At 71.5% G+C, this 18,939-nt stretch carries 20 protein-coding genes; 6 read left to right on the plus strand and 14 right to left on the minus strand.

Features of this window, described 5'->3' with window-relative positions:
* Positions 1–45 precede the first annotated feature (45 nt).
* The 5 genes from D7231_RS09775 to D7231_RS09795 form a co-directional block, all read right to left on the minus strand.
* Positions 46–648, minus strand: a complete 603-nt coding sequence (locus D7231_RS09775) for a hypothetical protein (protein WP_120754532.1) — start codon at positions 646–648, stop codon at positions 46–48.
* Between the two features lie 194 nt (positions 649–842).
* Positions 843–1,292, minus strand: coding sequence for a hypothetical protein (locus tag D7231_RS09780; RefSeq protein WP_120754533.1), 450 nt, complete (start codon positions 1,290–1,292; stop codon positions 843–845).
* 473 nt (positions 1,293–1,765) lie between these two features.
* Entirely contained in the window at positions 1,766–2,086 is a 321-nt protein-coding gene (locus tag D7231_RS09785) for a hypothetical protein (protein ID WP_120754534.1), read from the minus strand.
* Between the two features lie 28 nt (positions 2,087–2,114).
* Positions 2,115–2,306 carry a DUF6255 family natural product biosynthesis protein gene (locus D7231_RS09790; RefSeq protein ID WP_120754535.1) on the minus strand — a complete coding sequence of 64 codons (192 nt, stop codon included), beginning with the start codon at positions 2,304–2,306 and terminating at the stop codon, positions 2,115–2,117.
* Positions 2,303–2,755, minus strand: a complete 453-nt coding sequence (locus D7231_RS09795; protein WP_120754536.1) for a hypothetical protein — start codon at positions 2,753–2,755, stop codon at positions 2,303–2,305. Before D7231_RS09795 ends, D7231_RS09790 begins: the two co-directional genes overlap by 4 nt.
* 95 nt (positions 2,756–2,850) lie before the next feature.
* Here D7231_RS09795 and D7231_RS09800 point away from each other — a divergent pair, with 95 nt between their 5' ends.
* Together D7231_RS09800 and D7231_RS09805 are read left to right on the plus strand one after the other, a co-directional pair.
* On the plus strand, positions 2,851–3,744 hold the full coding sequence (locus tag D7231_RS09800; RefSeq protein WP_338419841.1) for a helix-turn-helix domain-containing protein: 894 nt from the start codon (positions 2,851–2,853) through the stop codon (positions 3,742–3,744).
* A gap of 11 nt (positions 3,745–3,755) precedes the next feature.
* Entirely contained in the window at positions 3,756–3,947 is a 192-nt protein-coding gene (locus D7231_RS09805; protein WP_120754538.1) for a DUF397 domain-containing protein, read from the plus strand.
* Between the two features lie 600 nt (positions 3,948–4,547).
* On the opposite strand, the gene D7231_RS09810 is transcribed toward D7231_RS09805, so the two are convergent.
* From D7231_RS09810 to hrcA, 5 genes are all read right to left on the minus strand, one after another.
* Positions 4,548–5,294, minus strand: coding sequence for a response regulator transcription factor (locus D7231_RS09810; protein ID WP_120754539.1), 747 nt, complete (start codon positions 5,292–5,294; stop codon positions 4,548–4,550).
* Positions 5,295–5,390: 96 nt separating this feature from the next.
* Entirely contained in the window at positions 5,391–6,143 is a 753-nt protein-coding gene (locus D7231_RS09815) for a 16S rRNA (uracil(1498)-N(3))-methyltransferase (protein WP_120754540.1), read from the minus strand.
* Positions 6,140–7,243, minus strand: coding sequence for a nitronate monooxygenase (locus D7231_RS09820; protein ID WP_422396691.1), 1,104 nt, complete (start codon positions 7,241–7,243; stop codon positions 6,140–6,142). The genes D7231_RS09815 and D7231_RS09820 overlap by 4 nt, the downstream gene beginning before the upstream one ends.
* An 88-nt stretch (positions 7,244–7,331) precedes the next feature.
* Positions 7,332–8,471: a molecular chaperone DnaJ gene (gene dnaJ / locus D7231_RS09825; protein ID WP_120754542.1), complete on the minus strand. Its 1,140-nt coding sequence runs from the start codon at positions 8,469–8,471 to the stop codon at positions 7,332–7,334.
* A complete protein-coding gene (gene hrcA / locus D7231_RS09830; protein ID WP_120754635.1) occupies positions 8,472–9,488 on the minus strand; it encodes a heat-inducible transcriptional repressor HrcA in 1,017 nt (338 codons plus the stop codon). It abuts the gene before it with no gap.
* A 196-nt stretch (positions 9,489–9,684) separates the two neighbouring features.
* On the opposite strand from hrcA, the gene D7231_RS09835 reads away from it, so the two are divergent.
* A complete protein-coding gene (locus D7231_RS09835) occupies positions 9,685–10,428 on the plus strand; it encodes an MBL fold metallo-hydrolase (protein ID WP_120754543.1) in 744 nt (247 codons plus the stop codon).
* Positions 10,429–10,565: 137 nt separating this feature from the next.
* Positions 10,566–11,390 (plus strand): DUF3097 domain-containing protein, encoded by an 825-nt coding sequence (locus tag D7231_RS09840; RefSeq protein ID WP_120754544.1) that lies wholly within the window; start codon positions 10,566–10,568, stop codon positions 11,388–11,390.
* A 77-nt stretch (positions 11,391–11,467) separates the two neighbouring features.
* On the opposite strand, the gene hemW is transcribed toward D7231_RS09840, so the two are convergent.
* The 3 genes from hemW to lepA form a co-directional block, all read right to left on the minus strand.
* Complete coding sequence (gene hemW, locus D7231_RS09845) at positions 11,468–12,700, minus strand: radical SAM family heme chaperone HemW (protein ID WP_120754545.1); 1,233 nt, start codon at positions 12,698–12,700, stop codon at positions 11,468–11,470.
* Positions 12,701–12,781: 81 nt separating this feature from the next.
* Entirely contained in the window at positions 12,782–14,671 is a 1,890-nt protein-coding gene (locus D7231_RS09850; protein WP_120754546.1) for an AMP-dependent synthetase/ligase, read from the minus strand.
* Positions 14,672–14,949: 278 nt separating this feature from the next.
* Entirely contained in the window at positions 14,950–16,812 is a 1,863-nt protein-coding gene (gene lepA / locus D7231_RS09855) for a translation elongation factor 4 (RefSeq protein ID WP_120754547.1), read from the minus strand.
* A 208-nt stretch (positions 16,813–17,020) separates the two neighbouring features.
* Here lepA and rpsT point away from each other — a divergent pair, with 208 nt between their 5' ends.
* Positions 17,021–17,287 (plus strand): 30S ribosomal protein S20, encoded by a 267-nt coding sequence (gene rpsT / locus D7231_RS09860; RefSeq protein WP_120754548.1) that lies wholly within the window; start codon positions 17,021–17,023, stop codon positions 17,285–17,287.
* Between the two features lie 306 nt (positions 17,288–17,593).
* Here the strand turns inward: rpsT and holA are convergent, their stop codons facing one another.
* The gene (gene holA, locus D7231_RS09865; RefSeq protein ID WP_199739332.1) at positions 17,594–18,580 is read right to left on the minus strand and encodes a DNA polymerase III subunit delta; all 987 of its coding nucleotides are present in this window, start codon (positions 18,578–18,580) and stop codon (positions 17,594–17,596) included.
* 72 nt (positions 18,581–18,652) lie between these two features.
* Between holA and D7231_RS09870 the strand changes: the two genes are divergently transcribed.
* Positions 18,653–18,925: a hypothetical protein gene (locus tag D7231_RS09870; RefSeq protein ID WP_241999628.1), complete on the plus strand. Its 273-nt coding sequence runs from the start codon at positions 18,653–18,655 to the stop codon at positions 18,923–18,925.
* Positions 18,926–18,939: the final 14 nt, after the last annotated feature.

An 18,939-nucleotide genomic window follows, 5' to 3' on the forward strand; every position in this document is an offset into this window, starting at 1 on the left:
GGCCGGGCTGCCGCACCCCGTGGCCCGGACGGCCCGCCGGCTCGGCTACACCCGGTTCCACGCCTCCCGGCCCTGCGCGGACGGGATGTGCGCCCGGAACTTGTTCTCCAGGTTCGCGCCCCGTACGACCCCGAACGTGTGGTACGTCAGCCCCCACTCGTCGATGGCCGAGCCGTCGGCGAACATGCACATGGAGTGCAGGTTGTCGCGGCTGACGCGATCCCCCTCCCTGATCCATCCGCCGACGTCGAGCTTGCCCTCACCGAACTGCGAAGTCCCGCCCAGGTGGGCGCAGTACACCGCGGCCGGGTTGGCTCCTCCGGGAACGGGCGGCAGAGCGGGCTTACGGATGTAGGCCAGGGCGGCAAGGGTCGGCTTGTCCGCGGCGAGGGTGTCGGACGGAAGGATGATCTGCGTGTTGTCCTTCGCGTTCTGGAACCGGCAGAGCTCGCGAACCGTGCCCAGCGGGGTGAGGTTGAGCTGGTTGTCGTAGTACGCGCGGTAGTCGGCGGGCGTACCGCCCTTTTGGAGGCACCATGCCGCGGGCGTGACCGGCTTGGGCGCCGGCGCGGCCCCTGCCTGCGTGGCGGTCAGAAGCGCGGCGCCGGCGGTGAGGGCTAGGGCTGCTGCGGTGATCCGTGCTCGCATTGCGTCCTCCCGGTTAGGTGTACGGGGTGAGTGACGGTACGAAGGAACGGCAGAACTGCGGAACGGTGGAAGCCTCGGGTGGGGAGGACCGGCCCGTCAATGCTTGCGAGCGCGAATCGGACGATTCAACTCCGCGTCGGAAGAGGCTTGACGGCGGGTGAGCGGCGGAGAGTGCGAGCCGGTCCGGAGTGCGGTCAGACCAGGCTCGGCATGAACCCGCCCCGGGCGGTGCCCGAGGCGAGCAAGCGGGCCCAGTCGAGCGCGGCGGGCAGAGGCAGGGGCAGGGACAGGTGGTCGAGGGAGAGGACGACCACGCCGCCGGCGCGCTCGGCGTCCGCGCACCAGTCGGCCATGTCGGCCGGCTCGGTGCTGTCGGTGCCGTTGGTGCCGTTGGTGCCGTTGGTGCTTCCGTCGATCACCGGTGCGGCGAAGGCGGGGATGAGGCCCCCGACGTCCCCGGGGCCGTCGACGACGCAGAGGGTGAGCTTGGGGACGATGCTCCACCCTTCGCACAAGGGCACGGCTCCGGGGCCGGGTGCGGTCACGACCGGCAGGGCGTCATGAACGGAAGCAGAAGCGTCGGCCAGCAGGAGGACGGGGGTGGCACCCCGTACGAACAGGGTTTTCTCGGGATCCAGAAGCACCGGGTCACTTTCGCAGGTCGGGGTCGTCCGGGAGTGGGTGGGGTGCGGGCCGTTCGCGACGACTCGCCGTCACGCCTGATCCCCTCTTTGCCGGCTGCCTCAGTGGCGACTTGCAGCATTGGCTGAAGCCGGCGTCAAGACAGGCTGGCAGCAGGGGGAGGGGTGGGGGGCGACGGTTGCTTGGACGGCTTGCGGGTGGGGTGGGTTGCTGGGCGCCGTACTCCTGCCGTCACGGATGGCACGTGCGTGAGGAGACCTTGCGCATGGGTCTGGGCTGAGGGGGAGGTCTCCTCACGCGCCCGCATCCGCGACGGCACGAGTACGGAGGCCAACCACCCACCGGGCGACGGACACCCGACACGGGCAAGCCCCCCACCCTCCCCCCGCTGCCAGCCTGTCTTGACCCCCGCCCCCACTCCCGGCGGACGCCGGGCGCGGCGCGACCGCACCAGGCCCCTAGGCGCGTGGTGACCTCAGCGGTTCACCTCACCCTCGCCACCGCACGTCGTGCACGGCGCCTCGTGCTGCCAGCCGTCCTCGTCCTCCCACTCGATCTTTCCGCTTCCCTCGCACGAGGAGCACAACGGCATCGGTCCCGGCCCCTCATCCTGGTCGCACACGGCGTACACGGCGTCCTCTTCCAAGAGGATCGCGTTCACCCCCGGCGGCGCGTTCTTGGTGATCCTGATCCGCAGACGGCCTTCCCACGCCCCGGCGACGACGCCCTCGATCCCGTCGACCCAGCCCGAACCGCTCGTTTCGACACGGATCCTGTCGCCATCCCGGACAGCCACTGCCGATCACTCCCCTCGCCCGTTCCCGTCAGGGAACCATGCTGGTGCTCCCGGACAGCGGCAAACAAGCCGCCCACTGCGGCAACTCCGGGACCAGCAGCGCGGCGTAGCCCATGAAACGGCGGGTTCCGCAGTGGTCACACCGCGCCGCGTCGCCCTCCCGCGTCCAGCCGCCCGCGTGCGTGCACCGCGCCATGAGGCGCCCCACCACGGTGGTCATCCCGCCGCGCATTCCGGCAGCCAGTGCGTGTTGCGGAAGTGCCGGCGCAGGGCGATACCGGCGTGCACCGCGTCCTCGCCTCCGGCGCACCGGGCTTCGGCCTTCTGTAGCGCGACCTCCAGCGCTACGCACGTTTCGCAGCCGATCGGGATCGCGGACGAGGCGGCGTACGGTTCGGGCTCGGGCAGCTCCACGACGTGCCCGCCCACGGTCATGCGCAGTCGGCCCCTCCCGTCGCCCTGCAACCTCAGCCGCAGCGTGTCCCCGCCGCGTACGGGTGCGCCCACGATGAGATCGGCCGCCAACGTCTGTGCGTCGTCGACCAGTTCCCCCATCCCGCGCTCGCGGAGGACGGCCCTCAGCATGGCCCTCGCGATGGCCGGCGCGCTCGGATCGCGCGGCAGTTCGAGAGCGTACGTCCATGGCTGCGTTACGGATACGGTTGCCATGCGTGCCTCCATTCGAGGTGGCCTGCATCACACCGTAGCGCGGGTCGGAGTAAGTTATTCACCCATCACGGAGGAATAGCTTTCAGGCCACCCGCATGAGCGACGAGTGCTCGATTTGTTCGAAACGGGAGAGAGGGCGCATGCCGAGAGAAAGATCAACTGGCCGCCAGCTTCGCCTCGGCAGCGAACTGCGCAAGCTCCGCGAGGCGGCCGGGGTGTCCTCGACAGACGCGGGTCGGCTCCTCGGGACCAGCCAGGCGCAGATCAGCAACATCGAAGCGGCTCGTGTGGGAGTGAGCCCGGAACGTGTGCGGGCGATGGCGAGGAACTACCACTGCACGGACCAAGCGCTCGTCGATGCGCTGGCGACTATGGCGGCAGAGCGGCACCGGGGCTGGTGGGAGGAGTACCGGGACGCGCTCCCCACCAGCCTGCTCGACCTCGCAGAGACCGAATACCACGCAGCCGCACTGCGAGTGACGCAGTGCCTCACCGTCCCCGGCCTACTACAGACCCCGGAGCACGCCCGCGCCGTCTTTCGCGAATTCGTCCCGGCACTCAAGCCGCACGAGGTGGAATACCGGGTCTCACACCGCATCAAACGGCAGCAGGTCCTCTTCCGCAGCGATCCGACTGCCTATACAGCCATCATTCACGAGGCAGCGCTGAGGATGCAGTTCGGCGGAGCAGAGACAGTCAAGGCCCAGTTGGCTCATCTCAGTGCCATGAGCGAGCACGACAACATCACCATCGTGGTGATCCCCTTTGACGGGACCTCTTTCCCAATCTCCGGCCACGGAGTTGACTACATGTACGGCCCGGTGGCCCCGCTTGACACCGTCCAGCTCGACAACGGTCACGGTGGCGACAGCATCGACTCGGCAGCACAGCTTGAGCGGTATCGCTTGATGCTGGACCGCATGGAGGGGACAGCACTCGGGGCCGAAGAGTCCCGCAACCTCATGCACCGCATCTCACAAGCGATCTGAAAGGTTCAAAGTTGTCCGCCCTGCCATGGCAGAAGTCTTCCCACAGTGAGGCAGCATCCGCTTGCCTCTATCTCGCCGCCACCCCTACCGGCACCGTCCTCCTCCGCGAAAGCGAAGCCCCCGACGTCATACTCGCCACCACCCCCGCGAGACTCCGCCCGTTCCTCACCCGCATAAAAGCCGGAACGCTCAGCGCGAGCTGACCTCGCTGACCCCGCTGAACCCGGCGGCCGCCGGTACCCCCGTATCCGGCGGCCAGCCTCGGTTCTTCCGGGGTCAAGGTTCGCCGAGGGCGGGCAGGGGCCGCCATAGGAAGATCTTCCTACGTGGGCGAGCGTGCCACCGAAGCTCCCGCCACTGCCGGTCGTGGTGCGACCACTGCCGCAAGTGCTAGCTTGGTGAGCGTGCAGCTGGGCGCCCGGTTGCACGTATAGACCCCCGCCACGGAGGGCAAGTCCGCGACGAGGGTCCACCGAAAAGATCGGACGGTTCGTGACCGTCAGCCCTCAGGTCTTGTGAGGACTGCCGGTCACCGTCCGGTCAACCACCTCCCGAACTCGCGGATCACCGCGTAGACCCGTTCGAGAAGCGGCTTCTTCCGGTGGCGTCCCATGGGCGCCCCCTCCCTACAAACGCACCCTGCCCGGGGGTGCTCCGGAGGACGCCCACGCCGGGCGCCCTGGGCGAGCGTCCGGAGGGGTGTATTCACGTCCTCGTGGGAGGGGGCGCACTAGGTGCGCCGCGGATCACAATAGCGGCTTCCAGCAGCCGAGTTGGGCGAACCGACCAACGGTTCAGCCGGTTCAGGCGACGAGACCCTCCGCCCGCGCGACCACCAGCGTCGACACCCTGTTGTTCGTGCCGAGCTTGCGGTAGATGCGTTCCAGGTGGCGGTTCACCGTGTGGGGGGAGATGGCCAGGCGGCGGGCGATCGCCGCGGCGGTCAGGCCCTCCGCCAGCAACCCCAGGACCGTCGCCTCGCGGGGCGTCAGGTCGCCGGACGCCGCGGGCGCGCCCACGCTGCGGAGGCGTTTCATTTCGGACAGGTGGCTGCCCATCGTCTGGATCACGGGCTGGAGGCGGCTGAGGAAGGCGAGGTCATGGGACATGAAGTCGCCCCGGCGGCCCACGAGGGCGACGCACATCCTGCCGTTCTCGTGAGTGAGCGGCACGCCCATCTGCTGGGTGACGCCGAAGTCGCGGCGGGCCTCGCGGTACCAGTTGGTGTTGCGCCAGCCGTCGCAGATGTCGGCGACGTTGACCGGCGCCGTCTCGGTCAGGCCGTACTCCAGCAGGGGGTGCCGCTGCTGGATGCGCCGCTGGACGAGGCCGTCGACGACGCGGCTCAGCGGTTCCGGCGCCCAGCCGACGACCGAGCCCGTGCCCTCGGTGACCCGTACGTGCGAGAAGGTCGCGGAGTCGCAGCCCAGTGAGTCCAGCAGTTGCCGGGCCATGACGTGCCAGGCGGCGTCGGCGTCCTCGTTCTCCAGGACGGCGACGACGAGGTCAAGCATCTGACCGTAGTCCCGTGTGCGGAGTTGTGCTGCCATGGCAGAGCTTGCTCCCCCCTCGTGACCCCCGTCATGACCCCCGTCATCCCGTTCCTCAGACCCTCAGAAGTTCCCCCGGTGCCGGAAGACAGTCCGTCAGGACCAGCGCCCCGTGCGCCCCAGGAGCAGCGCAGTCGCCGCCGTGCCCGCCGTGGAGGTGCGCAGGACGCTGGCGCCCAGGCGGTACGGCTGCGCGCCGGCCTCGGCGAAGGCCGCGAGCTCCTCGGGGGAGACGCCGCCCTCGGGGCCGACGACCAGGACGATGTCGCCCGTCGCGGGCAGCGGGGCCGTGGCGAGGGGGGCGCTGTGGCCCTCCTCGTGGAGGACGGCGGCGAAGGCCGCGTCCGCGAGCAGCCCGGCGACCTGCCGGGTCGTCATCGGCTCGCTCACCGTGGGGAAGCGCAGGCGGCGCGACTGCTTGCCGGCCTCCCGGGCCGTGGCGCGCCACTTGCCGAGCGCCTTCAGGCCGCGGTCGCCCTTCCACTGGGTGATGCAGCGCGAGGCGGCCCAGGGGACGACGGCGTCGACGCCGGTCTCGGTCATCGTCTCGACGGCGAGCTCGCCGCGGTCGCCCTTGGGCAGGGCCTGGACGACGGTGATGCGGGGCTCGGGCAGCGGCTCGGAGCGTACGGACGTCACGGCGACGTCCAGGTGGTCCTTGCCCTCGACGGCGGCCACGGTACCGAACGCGCCCGCGCCCTGACCGTCCGTCAGCCCGATCTCCTCGCCGACCCGGAGCCGGCGCACGGAGACGGCGTGGCGTCCTTCGGGGCCGTCGAGGGGGAAGACCGTGCCGGGGAAGACCCCCGTCAGGGCGTCCTCCTCGACCAGGAACACCGGCGCTGTCATGACTTGCTCCCTCGCATATCGCTCAACATCCCCAGGGCCGCCCCCAGTTCCCCCAGCAGGACCGTCAGCAGCTCCGCCGCGGGCAGCGGCCTCGCCAGGCGGTGGCCCTGGCCCGCCCACAGGTTCATCGCCTGCGGGTCGCCCACCGCGGCGGCGGCCTTGCGCAGCCCGGCCGTCAGGTAGTGGACCTGGGGGTAGGCGGCCGGGGCGTACGGGCCGTGCTCCCGGATGAAACGGTTCACCAGCCCCCGGGCCGGGCGGCCCGAGAAGGCCCGGGTCAGCTCCGTACCACCGAACATCGGGTCGGTCAGGGCCTGTTTGTGCAGCGCGTGCGCGCCGGACTCGGGGCAGGCCAGGAACGCGGTGCCGAGCTGTGCGGCGCAGGCGCCCGCGGCGAGGACGGCGGCTATCTGCTCGCCGCGCATCAGCCCGCCGGCGGCGATCACGGGCAGGTCGACGGCGTCCCGGACCTGGGCGAGCAGGGACAGCAGGCCGAGGCCCGCCCCGGTGCCGTCGGCGTGCGGGTCGTCGCGGTGGGTGCCCCGGTGGCCGCCGGCCTCGACGCCCTGGGCGCACACCGCGTCCGCGCCGGCGTCGCGGGCGGCCAGCGCCTCGGCGGCCGAGGTCACCGTCACGATGGTGCGCGTGCCGGCTGCGCGGAGGGCGGCGACGGCCTCCGCCGAGGGGCAGCCGAAGGTGAAGGAGACGACCGGCACGGGGTCGTCGAGGAGGATCGCGAGCTTGGCGTCGTAGGCGTCGTCGCAGCCCTGGTCCCAGTCGCCGAGCGGCGTCTCGTACCAGGCGGACTCGCCGGCGAGCTGCTCGGCGTAGACCTCGACGGCGGCCGGATCGGCGGCGGGGGGCTGGGGCATGAACAGATTCACACCGAAGGGTGCGGCGGTACGGGCCCGGAGCTGCTTGATCTCCTCGTACATCGCCGCGGGCGTCTTGTAGCCGGCGGCCAGGAAGCCGAGGGCGCCCGCCTCGGAGACCGCGGCCGCGAGGGCCGGCCCGGAGGCGCCGCCCGCCATGGGGGCCTGCACGACCGGGTGCCGGCACAGGCCGGCGAGCGCGGAAGCCACCCTGGGTTCGTAAGCCATGCACACATCGTGTCACAGGCAACGGCGATCGCCGGACGGGTCCGCCGGGGGCCCGTCCGGCGATCGCCGGTGGTGGTGATTGCGGGGCTCAGCGCCCGTTGAACGCGTCCTTCAGCCGCGAGAACAGCCCCTGCTGCCCCGGCTTGAACTCGCCCATCGGCCGCTCCTCGCCCCGCAGCTTCGCCAGCTGCCGGAGCAGGTCCTCCTGCTGCGGGTCCAGCTTGTTCGGGGTGATCACCTCGACGTGGACGATGAGGTCACCGCGGCCGCCGCCGCGCAGGTGCGTGACACCGCGCTGGTGCAGCGGGATCGACTGGCCCGACTGCGTACCGGGCCGGATGTCGATCTCCTCGATGCCGTCCAGGGTCTCCAGCGGCACCTTGGTGCCGAGGGCCGCGGCCGTCATCGGGATGGTGACCGTGCAGTGCAGGTCGTCGCCACGGCGCTGGAAGACCGTGTGCTGCTTCTCGTGGATCTCCACGTAGAGGTCGCCGGCGGGGCCGCCGCCGGGGCCGACCTCGCCCTCGCCCGCGAGCTGGATCCGGGTGCCGTTGTCGACACCGGCCGGGATCTTCACGGTCAGGGTGCGCCGCGAGCGGACGCGGCCGTCGCCGGCGCACTCCGGGCAGGGGGTCGGCACGACCGTGCCGAAGCCCTGGCACTGCGGGCACGGCCGGGAGGTCATGACCTGGCCGAGGAAGGAGCGGGTGACCTGCGAGACCTCACCGCGGCCGCGGCACATGTCGCACGTCTGGGCGGAGGTGCCCGGGGCCGCGCCCTCGCCGCTGCACGTGGTGCAGACGACGGCGGTGTCGACCTGGATCTCCTTGGTGGTCCCGAAGGCGGCCTCGTCGAGGGTCACTTCGAGACGGATCATGGCGTCCTGGCCGCGCCGCGTGCGCGAGCGCGGGCCGCGCTGCGCCGCCTGCCCGAAGAAGGCGTCCATGATGTCGGAGAAGTTGCCGAAGCCTGCGCCGCCGAAGCCGCCCGCTCCGCCACCGCCGCCGGAAGCCGACAGCGGGTCGCCGCCGAGGTCGTAGACCTGCTTCTTCTGCGGGTCCGAGAGCACCTCGTAAGCGGCGTTGATCTCCTTGAACCGCTCCTGCGTCTTCGGGTCCGGATTGACGTCCGGGTGCAGCTCGCGGGCGAGGCGGCGGAAGGCCTTCTTGATCTCGTCCTGCGAGGCGTCGCGGCGTACGCCCAGGACCGCGTAGTAATCCGTGGCCACTTACGACTCCGCCAGGATCTGTCCGACGTAACGTGCCACTGCGCGTACCGCTCCCATCGTTCCGGGGTAGTCCATGCGGGTCGGTCCGACCACGCCGAGTTTGGCGACTGCCTCGTCGCCCGAACCGTAGCCGACGGCGACGACCGATGTGGAGTTCAGTCCCTCGTGAGCGTTCTCATGGCCGATGCGGACCGTCATCCCGGAGTCCTTGGCCTCGCCCAGCAGCTTCAGCAGCACGACCTGCTCCTCCAGCGCCTCCAGCACGGGCCGGATGGTCAGGGGGAAGTCGTGCCCGAAGCGGGTGAGATTGGCGGTGCCGCCGATCATGAGCCGCTCCTCGGTCTCCTCGACGAGCGTCTCCAGCAGGGTGGCGAGCACCGTAGAAACGGTTCCGCGGTCCTCCTGCTCGAAGGAGTCGGCGAGGTCCGAGACCAGCTGCGGCACGTCCGTGAACCGGCGGCCCACGACACGGCTGTTGAGCCGGGCGCGGAGATCCGCCAGCGAGGTCTCCCCGATCGGGGCCGGGCAGTCGATCATGCGCTGCTCGACCCGGCCGGTGTCGGTGATCAGGACGAGCATGACGCGGGCCGGCGCGAGCGAGAGGAGCTCCACGTGGCGCACCGTCGAGCGGGTCAGCGACGGATACTGCACCACCGCGACCTGCCGGGTCAGCTGCGCCAGCAGGCGGACCGTGCGCCCCACGACGTCGTCCAGATCGACGGCGCCGTCCAGGAAGTTCTGGATGGCGCGCCGCTCCGGGGTCGACAGGGGCTTGACGCCCGCGAGCCGGTCGACGAAGAGCCGGTAGCCCTTGTCGGTCGGGATGCGGCCGGCGCTGGTGTGCGGCTGGGCGATGAAGCCCTCCTCCTCCAGCGCGGCCATGTCATTGCGCACCGTGGCCGGGGACACGCCCAGGCGGTGCCGCTCGGTGAGGGCCTTGGAGCCGACCGGCTCCTCGGTGCCCACATAGTCCTGGACAATGGCGCGCAACACCTCGAGCCTGCGTTCGCTCAGCATCGCGCGCACCTCCAAGTCCAGACCGTCTTACGGGGCCGATCCTGGCACTCAGTGGTGGCGAGTGCCAAAGCCCTCCAGCCAGTGTACGGCCGTGCACCACAGCCAGGGCAAGAGCCGTCCGCGCCGCGCGCCCGCGGCACCCCGGGCCGAAGAGGCCGGACGGGCAACCGTACCGCGCTCCCGCTAGCGTCCTGGTATGGACAGTGGTCAGCAAGGCCGGGGGGCGGAAGCACGGTGGGAACGGCTCGCGCCGGGGGTCGCACGCCGCCGCATGCCTGTGTGGGACGCCACAGTAGGAGTCATCGTCGGCAGTACGGGTGTGCTGCTCGTGGACACCGGGGCGACGGTTGCGGAAGGGGCGGAGCTCGGGCACGACGTGCGGGAGCTGTTCGGCCGGAGCGTGACGCATATCGCTCTTACGCACCCCCACTTCGACCACGTATTCGGCACGGCCGCGTTCCCGGGCGCGGAGGTCTACGGAGCCGTGGGCGCCGCCGAGCTGATGCGCCGCGAGCGCGAGGAGCTGCGCCTGGACGCGGAGCGGTACGGGCTCGCGCCCGGGGCCGCGGCGGAGGCCGCCGAGCGCCTCGCCGTGCCCCGGCACGGCGTCAGCGGGGAGCTGACGCTGGACCTGGGCGGCGGCCGGCAGGCCCTCCTCGCCAACCTCGGGCCCGCCCACACCGCGCACGACCTGGCGGTCTTCGTCGCGGGCCGCGGCGGCGCGCCCGAGGTCGTCTTCTGCGGGGACGTCGTCGAGGAGTCCGGCGAACCGCAGGCCGGACCGGACGCCCTGCCCCGGCGGTGGCCCGCGGCCCTGGACCGGCTGCTGGCCCTCGGCGGCGAGGACGCGGTGTACGTGCCCGGGCACGGGGCGGCGGTGGACGCGGCGTTCGTACGGGCCCAGCGGGACGCCCTGGCGGCGCGCTTCGGTGTGTCGTGATCGTGATCCGCGTCGTGATCCACAATGGCGCGCATGCGCAGCAGGCTGCATTCTCCCGGGGGATGACCCCCGGACCCCCAGCCGCCACCGGCCGGCCACCCGCGGCCGGCACGCTCAGCCCGAACCGGAAAGGCCTCATGCGGAGCAGACAGTACGGCCCCGACCTCACCCCTCCCTGGAAGAAGCAGCAGCCCGCGCCCGAGGTGCCGGCCGAGGCGGACCTCGTGGTCGAGGAGGTCACCACCGGTTTCTGCGGGGCGGTGATCCGCTGCGAGAAGACGGCGCAGGGGCCGGTGGTGACCCTGGAGGACCGCTTCGGCAAGCACCGCGTCTTCCCGATGGAGCCGCGGGGGTTCCTGCTGGAGGGGCGCGTGGTCACCCTCGTGCGGCCCGCCGCGGCGCCCGCGTCGCGGGGGCCCGCGCGGACGGCGTCCGGCTCGATCGCCGTCCCCGGCGCGCGGGCGCGCGTCGCACGGGCGGGGCGCATCTACGTGGAGGGCCGCCACGACGCGGAGCTCGTGGAGCGGGTGTGGGGCGACGACCTGCGCATCGAGGGCGTGGTCGTCGAGTACCTGGAGGGCGTCGACGACCTGCCCGCGATCGTCCGCTCCTTCGCCCCCGGGCCGGACGCGCGGCTCGGCGTCCTGGTGGACCACCTCGTGCCCGGCTCCAAGGAGTCCCGCATCGCGGCGCAGGTGACGGGCGAGCACGTCCTCGTCGTGGGTCACCCGTACGTGGACGTCTGGGAGGCGGTCAAGCCCTCCTCCGTGGGCATCCGGGAGTGGCCGCGGGTGCCGCGGGGGACGGACTGGAAGACGGGGGTTTGTGAGGCGCTGGGGTGGCCGGCGAACACGGGCGCGGCATGGCAGCGGATCTTGTCGTCCGTCCGCTCGTACAAGGATCTTGAGCCGGAGCTGCTGGGGCGGGTGGAGCAGCTGATCGATTTCGTGACGGTCCCCTGACCCGCTCTTCCGACGGGCTCAAACATTTTTGAGCCCGTCCGGCGTTTGAGGACCGGGGTCCGGGGCGGAGCCCCGTGTCAGTCCACCAGGTCCCGCACCACGGCATCGGCGAGCAGTCGCCCCCGCAGCGTCAGGACCGCGCGGCCCTGCTCGTACGGGCCGGGGTCCAGCAGGCCGTCCGCCAAAGCGCGGGCGGCCGCCGCGGCGCCGGCCGGCTTCAGCAGCGACAGCGGGCAGCCCTCCACGAGCCTGAGCTCCAGCAGGATCCGCTCCACCCGCCGGTCCTCCTCCGGCAGGACCTCCCGGCCCGCGCCCGGCGACCGTCCCTCGGCCAGCGCCTGCGCGTACGCGCCGGGATGCTTGACGTTCCACCACCGCACGCCGCCGACGTGGGAGTGCGCCCCGGGGCCCGCGCCCCACCAGTCCGCGCCGCGCCAGTAGAGCTCGTTGTGGCGGCAGCGGCCGGCCTCGGTCGTGGCCCAGTTGGAGACCTCGTACCAGGAGAAGCCCGCGGCCGTGAGCGCCTCCTCGGCGATGAGGTAGCGGTCGGCGTGGACGTCGTCGTCGGTCATGGGGACCTCGCCGCGGCGGATCCGGCGGGCGAGCTGGGTGCCCTCCTCGACGATCAGCGCGTACGCGGAGACGTGGTCGGGGCCGGCGCCGATCGCCGCGTCCAGGGAGGCTCGCCAGTCGTCGTCGGACTCCCCGGGCGTGCCGTAGATCAGGTCGAGGTTGACGTGCTCGAACCCGGCCGCGCGCGCCTCCGCGACGCACGCCTCGGGGCGGCCCGGCGTGTGCGTGCGGTCGAGGATCTTCAGGACGTGCTGCCGGGCGCTCTGCATGCCGAAGGAGATCCGGTTGAAGCCGCCCTCGCGGAGCTCGGCGAGGTAGCGCGGGTCGACGGACTCGGGGTTGGCCTCGGTGGTGATCTCGGCGCCGTCGGCAAGGCCGAACTCGTCGCGGATCGCGGCGAGCATCCGGACGAGGCCGGCGGCGGGCAGCAGGGTGGGCGTGCCGCCGCCGACGAAGACGGTCTCGACGGGGCGCGGGTCGTCGCCCAGGACCTTCCGTGCGAGGCGGATCTCTTCGGCGACCGTCTCGGCGTAGTTGTCCCGCGAGGCGAGCGCGCCGCCGGAGCCGCGCAGCTCGCTCGCGGTGTACGTGTTGAAGTCGCAGTACCCGCAGCGCGTCGCGCAGTAGGGCACGTGCAGGTAGAACCCGAGCGGCCGCTGCCCGGCGCCGGCAAGGGCGTGCCGGGGCAGGGCCCCGTCCTCGGGCATGGGTTCGCCGTCAGGCAGTACGGAAGGCATGGGTCCATTGTCCGGCATCGCGGGAGCGGACCGGCCGGGCCGGCCGCGGGCCGCTCCGCCCGGCCGGCCCGGCCGCCGCCCTCAGGCCTCCCTGGCGCCCTCGTACATCTCCTCGATCAGGTGCTGGTAGCGCCGCTCGACCGCGGGCCGCTTGAGCTTCAGGCTCGGGGTGAGCTCGCCGTGCTCGACGTCCAGGTCGCGCGGCAGCAGCCGGAACTTCTTGATCGTCTGCCAGCGCTGGAGGCCCTCGTTGACCCGCTGCACGTAGCCCTCGATGAGCTCGACGGTCCGCGGGTCGGCGACGACCTCGGCGTAGGGCTTGCCGGCGAGGTCATGCTCGACGGCCCAGGACATGAGGGTGGGCTCGTCCAGGGCGATGAGGGCGGTGCAGTAGTTGCGGTCGGCGCCGTGCACGACGGCGTTGGAGACGAAGGGGCACAGCGCCTTGAAGCGGCCCTCGACCTCGGTCGGTGCGACGTACTTGCCGCCCGAGGTCTTGATCAGGTCCTTCTTGCGGTCGGTGATGCGCAGGTAGCCGTCGGGGGACAGCTCGCCGATGTCGCCGGTGTGGAACCAGCCGTCGCTCTCCAGGACCTCGGCGGTCTTCTCGGGCAGGCGGTGGTAGCCGGCCATGACGCCGGGGCCGCGCAGGAGGATCTCGCCGTCGTCGGCGATGCGGACCTCGGTGCCGGGCAGGGGCTTGCCGACGGTGCCGGTGCGGTAGGCCTCGCCGGGGTTGACGAAGCTGGCGGCGCTGGTCTCGGTGAGGCCGTAGCCCTCCAGGATGTGGATGCCGGCGCCGGAGAAGAAGTAGCCGATGTCCGGGGGCAGCGCGGAGGCGCCGGAGACGCAGGCGCGCAGGCGGCCGCCGAAGGCCTCGCGGATCTTGGCGTAGACGAGGGCGTCCGCGATCTTGTGCTTGGTGGCGAGGCCGAAGGGGACGGCCGTGGTGCCGGTGCGGCGGAAGTTGTCCTGGGAGGCCTTGGCGTACTCGCGGGCCACCTCGGCGGCCCAGCGGAAGATCTTGTACTTGGCGCCGCCGCCCTCGCGGGCCTTGGTCGCGACGCCGTTGTAGACCTTCTCGAAGACGCGTGGGACGGCCGCCATGTAGGTGGGGCGGACGACCCGGAGGTTCTCGGCGATCCGGTCCTGGCGGCCGTCGACCGCGGTGACGTGCCCGGTGCTGATCTGGCTGCACGTCAGCACCTTGCCGAAGACGTGCGCGAGCGGCAGCCACAGGAACTGCACGTCGTCGGGGCGGACCATCTCGGTGGCCTGGATGGCGCGGGCCATGTACGACCAGGTGTCGTGCGGCAGGCGCACGCCCTTGGGGCGGCCCGTGGTGCCGGAGGTGTAGATGAGGGTGGCGAGCTGGTCGGAGCGCAGGCCCTCGATGCGCTCGCGCACGGCCCCGGGCTCGGCCGCCAGGCGGGCGGCGCCGCGCCGCTCCAGCTCGGCGAGGGAGAGCACCCAGCCCTCGGGGTCGCCCTCGGCGGGGACGGCGTCCGCCTCCTCGACGACCACGACGTGCGCGAGGCCGGGCAGCTCGGCGCGGTGCTGCCGGGCCTTGGCGAGCTGGGCCGCGTTCTCGGCGATCAGCACCCGGCTCTCGGAGTCGGAGAGGATGAACGCCGTCTCCTCGGCGTTGGTGCTGGGGTAGATGGTGGTCGTCGCGGCCCCGGAACAGAGCACTCCGAGGTCGGTGAGGATCCACTCCACGCGGGTGGCGGAGGAGAGGGCGACCCGCTCCTCCGGCTGCACGCCGAGCTCGACCAGGCCCGCGGCGATCGCGAAGACGCGCTCGGCGGCCTGGCCCCAGGTGAGCGAGGCCCAGGTCTCGGGGCCCTGGCCGGAGGGGGCGGGGACGGGGTAGCGGTAGGCCTCCGCGCCGGGTGTCGCCTCAACGCGTTCGAGGAGGATCGTCGCCACGGAGGGCGGCCGGTTCTCGATCAAAGCCTGTGTCTCGGTCACGGCGTCCTCCGGGGCCCGATTCGTTGCTGGTGACTCACGAGTAACCTTCAAAGCAGTGATCAGCGTAAGCGGCCCGGGCCCGTGGCGTAAGGGGCTGAGATGGGCTTGTCGAAGCTGTGACCGGCAGGACAGCCGGAACACACACAAGACCCCGTACCACTGGTACGAAAGCGCCCGCCCCACGGGTGTGGAACGGGCGCTTCGTACTGACCGGGAGGCGGCCGGGGCCGGACCGGCGGGCGGTCCGGGGGCAGGCCGGCAGGCGGTCCGGGGGCGGGCTACTTCTTGCCCTTCTCCCCCGACTCGTCGCTGGACAGCACCGCGATGAAGGCCTCCTGCGGGACCTCCACGCTGCCGACCATCTTCATCCGCTTCTTGCCTTCCTTCTGCTTCTCCAGCAGCTTCCGCTTACGGGAGATGTCACCGCCGTAGCACTTGGCGAGGACGTCCTTGCGGATGGCGCGGACGGTCTCACGGGCGATGACGCGGGAGCCGATCGCGGCCTGGATCGGCACCTCGAAGTTCTGCCGCGGGATGAGCTCGCGCAGCTTGGCCACGAGCCGCACGCCGTACGCGTACGCCTTGTCCTTGTGGGTGATCGCGGAGAAGGCGTCGACCTTGTCGCCGTGCAGCAGGATGTCGACCTTGACCAGCTCGGCGGTCTGCTCGCCGGTGGGCTCGTAGTCGAGGGAGGCGTAGCCGCGGGTCTTGGACTTCAGCTGGTCGAAGAAGTCGAAGACGATCTCCGCGAGCGGGAGGGTGTAGCGCAGCTCGACCCGGTCCTCGGAGAGGTAGTCCATGCCGAGCATCGTGCCGCGGCGGGACTGGCAGAGCTCCATGATCGCGCCGACGAACTCGGTGGGCGCGAGGACCGTCGCCTTGACGACCGGCTCGTGCACCTCGGCGATCTTGCCCTCGGGGAACTCGCTCGGGTTGGTGACGGTGTGCTCGACGCCGTCCTCCATCCGGACCTGGTAGACCACGTTGGGCGCCGTGGCGATGAGGTCGAGGCCGAACTCGCGCTCCAGCCGCTCGCGGACCACGTCCAGGTGGAGCAGGCCGAGGAAGCCGACGCGGAAGCCGAAGCCGAGGGCGGCCGAGGTCTCCGGCTCGTAGACCAGCGCGGCGTCGTTGAGCTGGAGCTTGTCCAGGGCCTCGCGGAGCTCCGGGTAGTCCGAGCCGTCCAGCGGGTAGAGGCCCGAGAACACCATCGGCTTCGGGTCCTTGTAGCCGCCCAGGGCCTCGGTGGCGCCGTTCTGCTGGGAGGTGATCGTGTCACCGACCTTGGACTGCCGCACGTCCTTCACGCCGGTGATGATGTAGCCCACCTCGCCGACGCCCAGGCCGTCGGCGGGCGTCATCTCGGGCGAGGAGACACCGATCTCCAGCAGCTCGTGGGTGGCGCCGGTCGACATCATCTTGATGCGCTCGCGCTTCTTGAGCTCGCCGTCGACGACACGGACGTAGGTGACCACGCCGCGGTAGGAGTCGTAGACCGAGTCGAAGATCATCGCGCGGGCCGGGGCGCCCTTGACGCCGACCGGGGCCGGGACGTCGCGCACGACGCGGTCCAGCAGCTCCGGCACGCCGACGCCGGTCTTGGCGGAGACCCGCAGGACGTCCTCGGGCTCGCAGCCGACGAGGTTCGCGAGCTCGGCGGCGAACTTCTCCGGCTGGGCGGCAGGCAGGTCGATCTTGTTGAGGACCGGGATGATCGTGAGGTCGTTCTCCATCGCCAGGTAGAGGTTGGCGAGGGTCTGGGCCTCGATGCCCTGCGCGGCGTCGACCAGGAGGATGCAGCCCTCGCACGCGGCGAGCGAGCGCGAGACCTCGTAGGTGAAGTCGACGTGACCAGGGGTGTCGATCATGTTGAGGATGTGGGTGTTGCCCGCCTCCTCGGTGGGCGCCCAGGGCAGACGGACCGCCTGGGACTTGATCGTGATGCCGCGCTCGCGCTCGATGTCCATCCGGTCGAGGTACTGCGCGCGCATCTGCCGCTGGTCGACCACACCGGTCAGCTGGAGCATCCGGTCGGCGAGCGTCGACTTGCCGTGGTCGATGTGCGCGATGATGCAGAAGTTGCGGATCAGAGCCGGGTCGGTACGGCTCGGCTCGGGCACGTTGGTAGGGGTCGCGGGCACGCAGGATCCATTCGGTGACTTCGGCGTTGGTACGCCAGTCTCGGCGGGAGTCGGGTATACGACCCCTCCATCGTCCCATGAGCGGCGGCCGTCGTCCGGTTTGGGCGGCCGGAGGGGCTGCTGGTAGCCTGGTCCACTGTGTCTGTCGTGCCTCTCACACGCACATGACACGCAATCGAAATCCAACGAACCTGAAAAGGCTCTTTTCGTGGCGAACATCAAGTCCCAGATCAAGCGGAACAAGACCAACGAGAAGGCGCGCCTGCGTAACAAGGCCGTCAAGTCCTCGGTCAAGACCGCTGTCCGTGCGGCCCGCGAGGCCATCGTCGCCGGTGACGCCGCCAAGGCCACCGCCGCCGTTGCCCTGGCCGGCAAGAAGCTCGACAAGGCCGCCACCAAGGGTGTCCTGCACAAGAACGCCGCCGCCAACAAGAAGTCGGCGCTGGCCAAGCAGGTTGCCGCCCTCAAGGGCTGAAGCCTCTCCGGGGCGTGAGCCCCGGTCCTTCGCCGGTATCGGAATCAGCGGCCCCTCTACCGCTCCGGTCCGGCACCCCCGCCGCGCTCGGTCGTTCGCCACGCGTGCGCGGCATGAGTCCTAGGACTCGACGAACGATCCCGAAGGCCCCGCGCCCCCTTTCCCCAAGGGCGGCACGGGGCCTTCGGGCTTTGGGGGCCTTAGGGGCCTCGGCCGGGGCCTTCGGGCTTTTCAGGGCCTCCGCCGGGGCCTTCCGGGCCTTCGGGCTTTCGGCGCCTTCAGGCCCTTCAAGAACCGTCGGGCTTTTCAGCCGCGGCTTCTGGCCGCGCGGACCACAGCCACGACCGCCTTCTCCAGGGCGTACTCCGGATCGTCGCCGCCGCCCTTGACGCCGGCATCGGCCTCCGCGATCGCGGTGAGCGCCGCCGCGACGCCGTCGGCGGACCAGCCCCGCATCTGCTGCCGGACCCTGTCGATCTTCCACGGCGGCATGCCGAGGTCCCGCGCGAGGTCGCCCGGGCGGGCGCCGCGGGGGGCGGAGGCGAGCTTGCCGATGGCGCGGACGCCCTGCGCGAGGGCGCTGGTGATCAGGACGGGCGCGACGCCCGTGGACATGGCCCAGCGCAGCGCCTCCAGGGCCTCGGCGGCCCGCCCCTCCACCGCACGGTCGGCGACGGTGAAGCTGGAGGCCTCGGCGCGGCCCGTGTAGTACCGCGCGACGACGGCGGCGTCGATCGTGCCGTCGACGTCGGCGACGAGCTGGGTGCAGGCGCTGGCCAGCTCCCGCAGATCGCTGCCGATCGCGTCCACCAGGGCCTGGCAGGCCTCGGGGGTCGCGGAGCGGCCGGCCGTGCGGAACTCGGTCCGCACGAATGCCAGGCGGTCGGCAGGCTTGGTCATCTTGGGGCAGGCGACCTCCCGCGCCCCGGCCTTGCGCGCCGCGTCCAGCAGGCCCTTGCCCTTGGCGCCGCCGGCGTGCAGGAGCACCAGAGTGATCTCCTCGGCGGGCGCGGAGAGATAGCCCTTGACGTCCTTGATCGTGTCCGCGGAGAGGTCCTGGGCGTTGCGGACGATCACGACCTTGCGCTCGGCGAAGAGCGACGGGCTGGTGAGCTCGGCGAGGGTGCCCGGCTGGAGGGCGTCGGGGGTGAGGTCACGCACGTCGGTGTCCGCGTCGGCGGCGCGGGCGGCCGCGACCACCTCCCGGACGGCCCGGTCCAGGAGGAGATCCTCCTGGCCCACGGCGAGCGTGACGGGGGCGAGAACATCGTCGGTTGCAGTCTTCCTGGCCATCGCGACCAGCATCCCACGCGCTACTGACACCTCCCCCCGCGCGCCCGTCCGCCATATCGCACAATGTGCGTTGTGAGCAGCCCTTATCTCTCCTCAGACACCGATTCCGTACGACACCTCCTGGTGCTTCCCGACCGTGATGCCGCGGAGGAGGCGGCCGAGGAGGCCGCGCAGCGCTTCGCGCTCGACGACGACCCGCAGATAGTCCGCGAGGCCCTGGCGGGCGAGGACGACGCCGAGGACGCCCAGTGGCTGGTCGTCCTGGAGGCCCCCGAGGGCGACCTCGACCTCGCCGCCCTGCGCGAGCTGGCCGAGGAGTACGACGGCTGGCTCGAACGCGATTGAAACCTCCCCTTCGT

The organism is Streptomyces klenkii (genome assembly GCF_003626645.1).
In the GTDB taxonomy this organism is placed as follows: Bacteria; Actinomycetota; Actinomycetes; order Streptomycetales; family Streptomycetaceae; genus Streptomyces; species Streptomyces klenkii.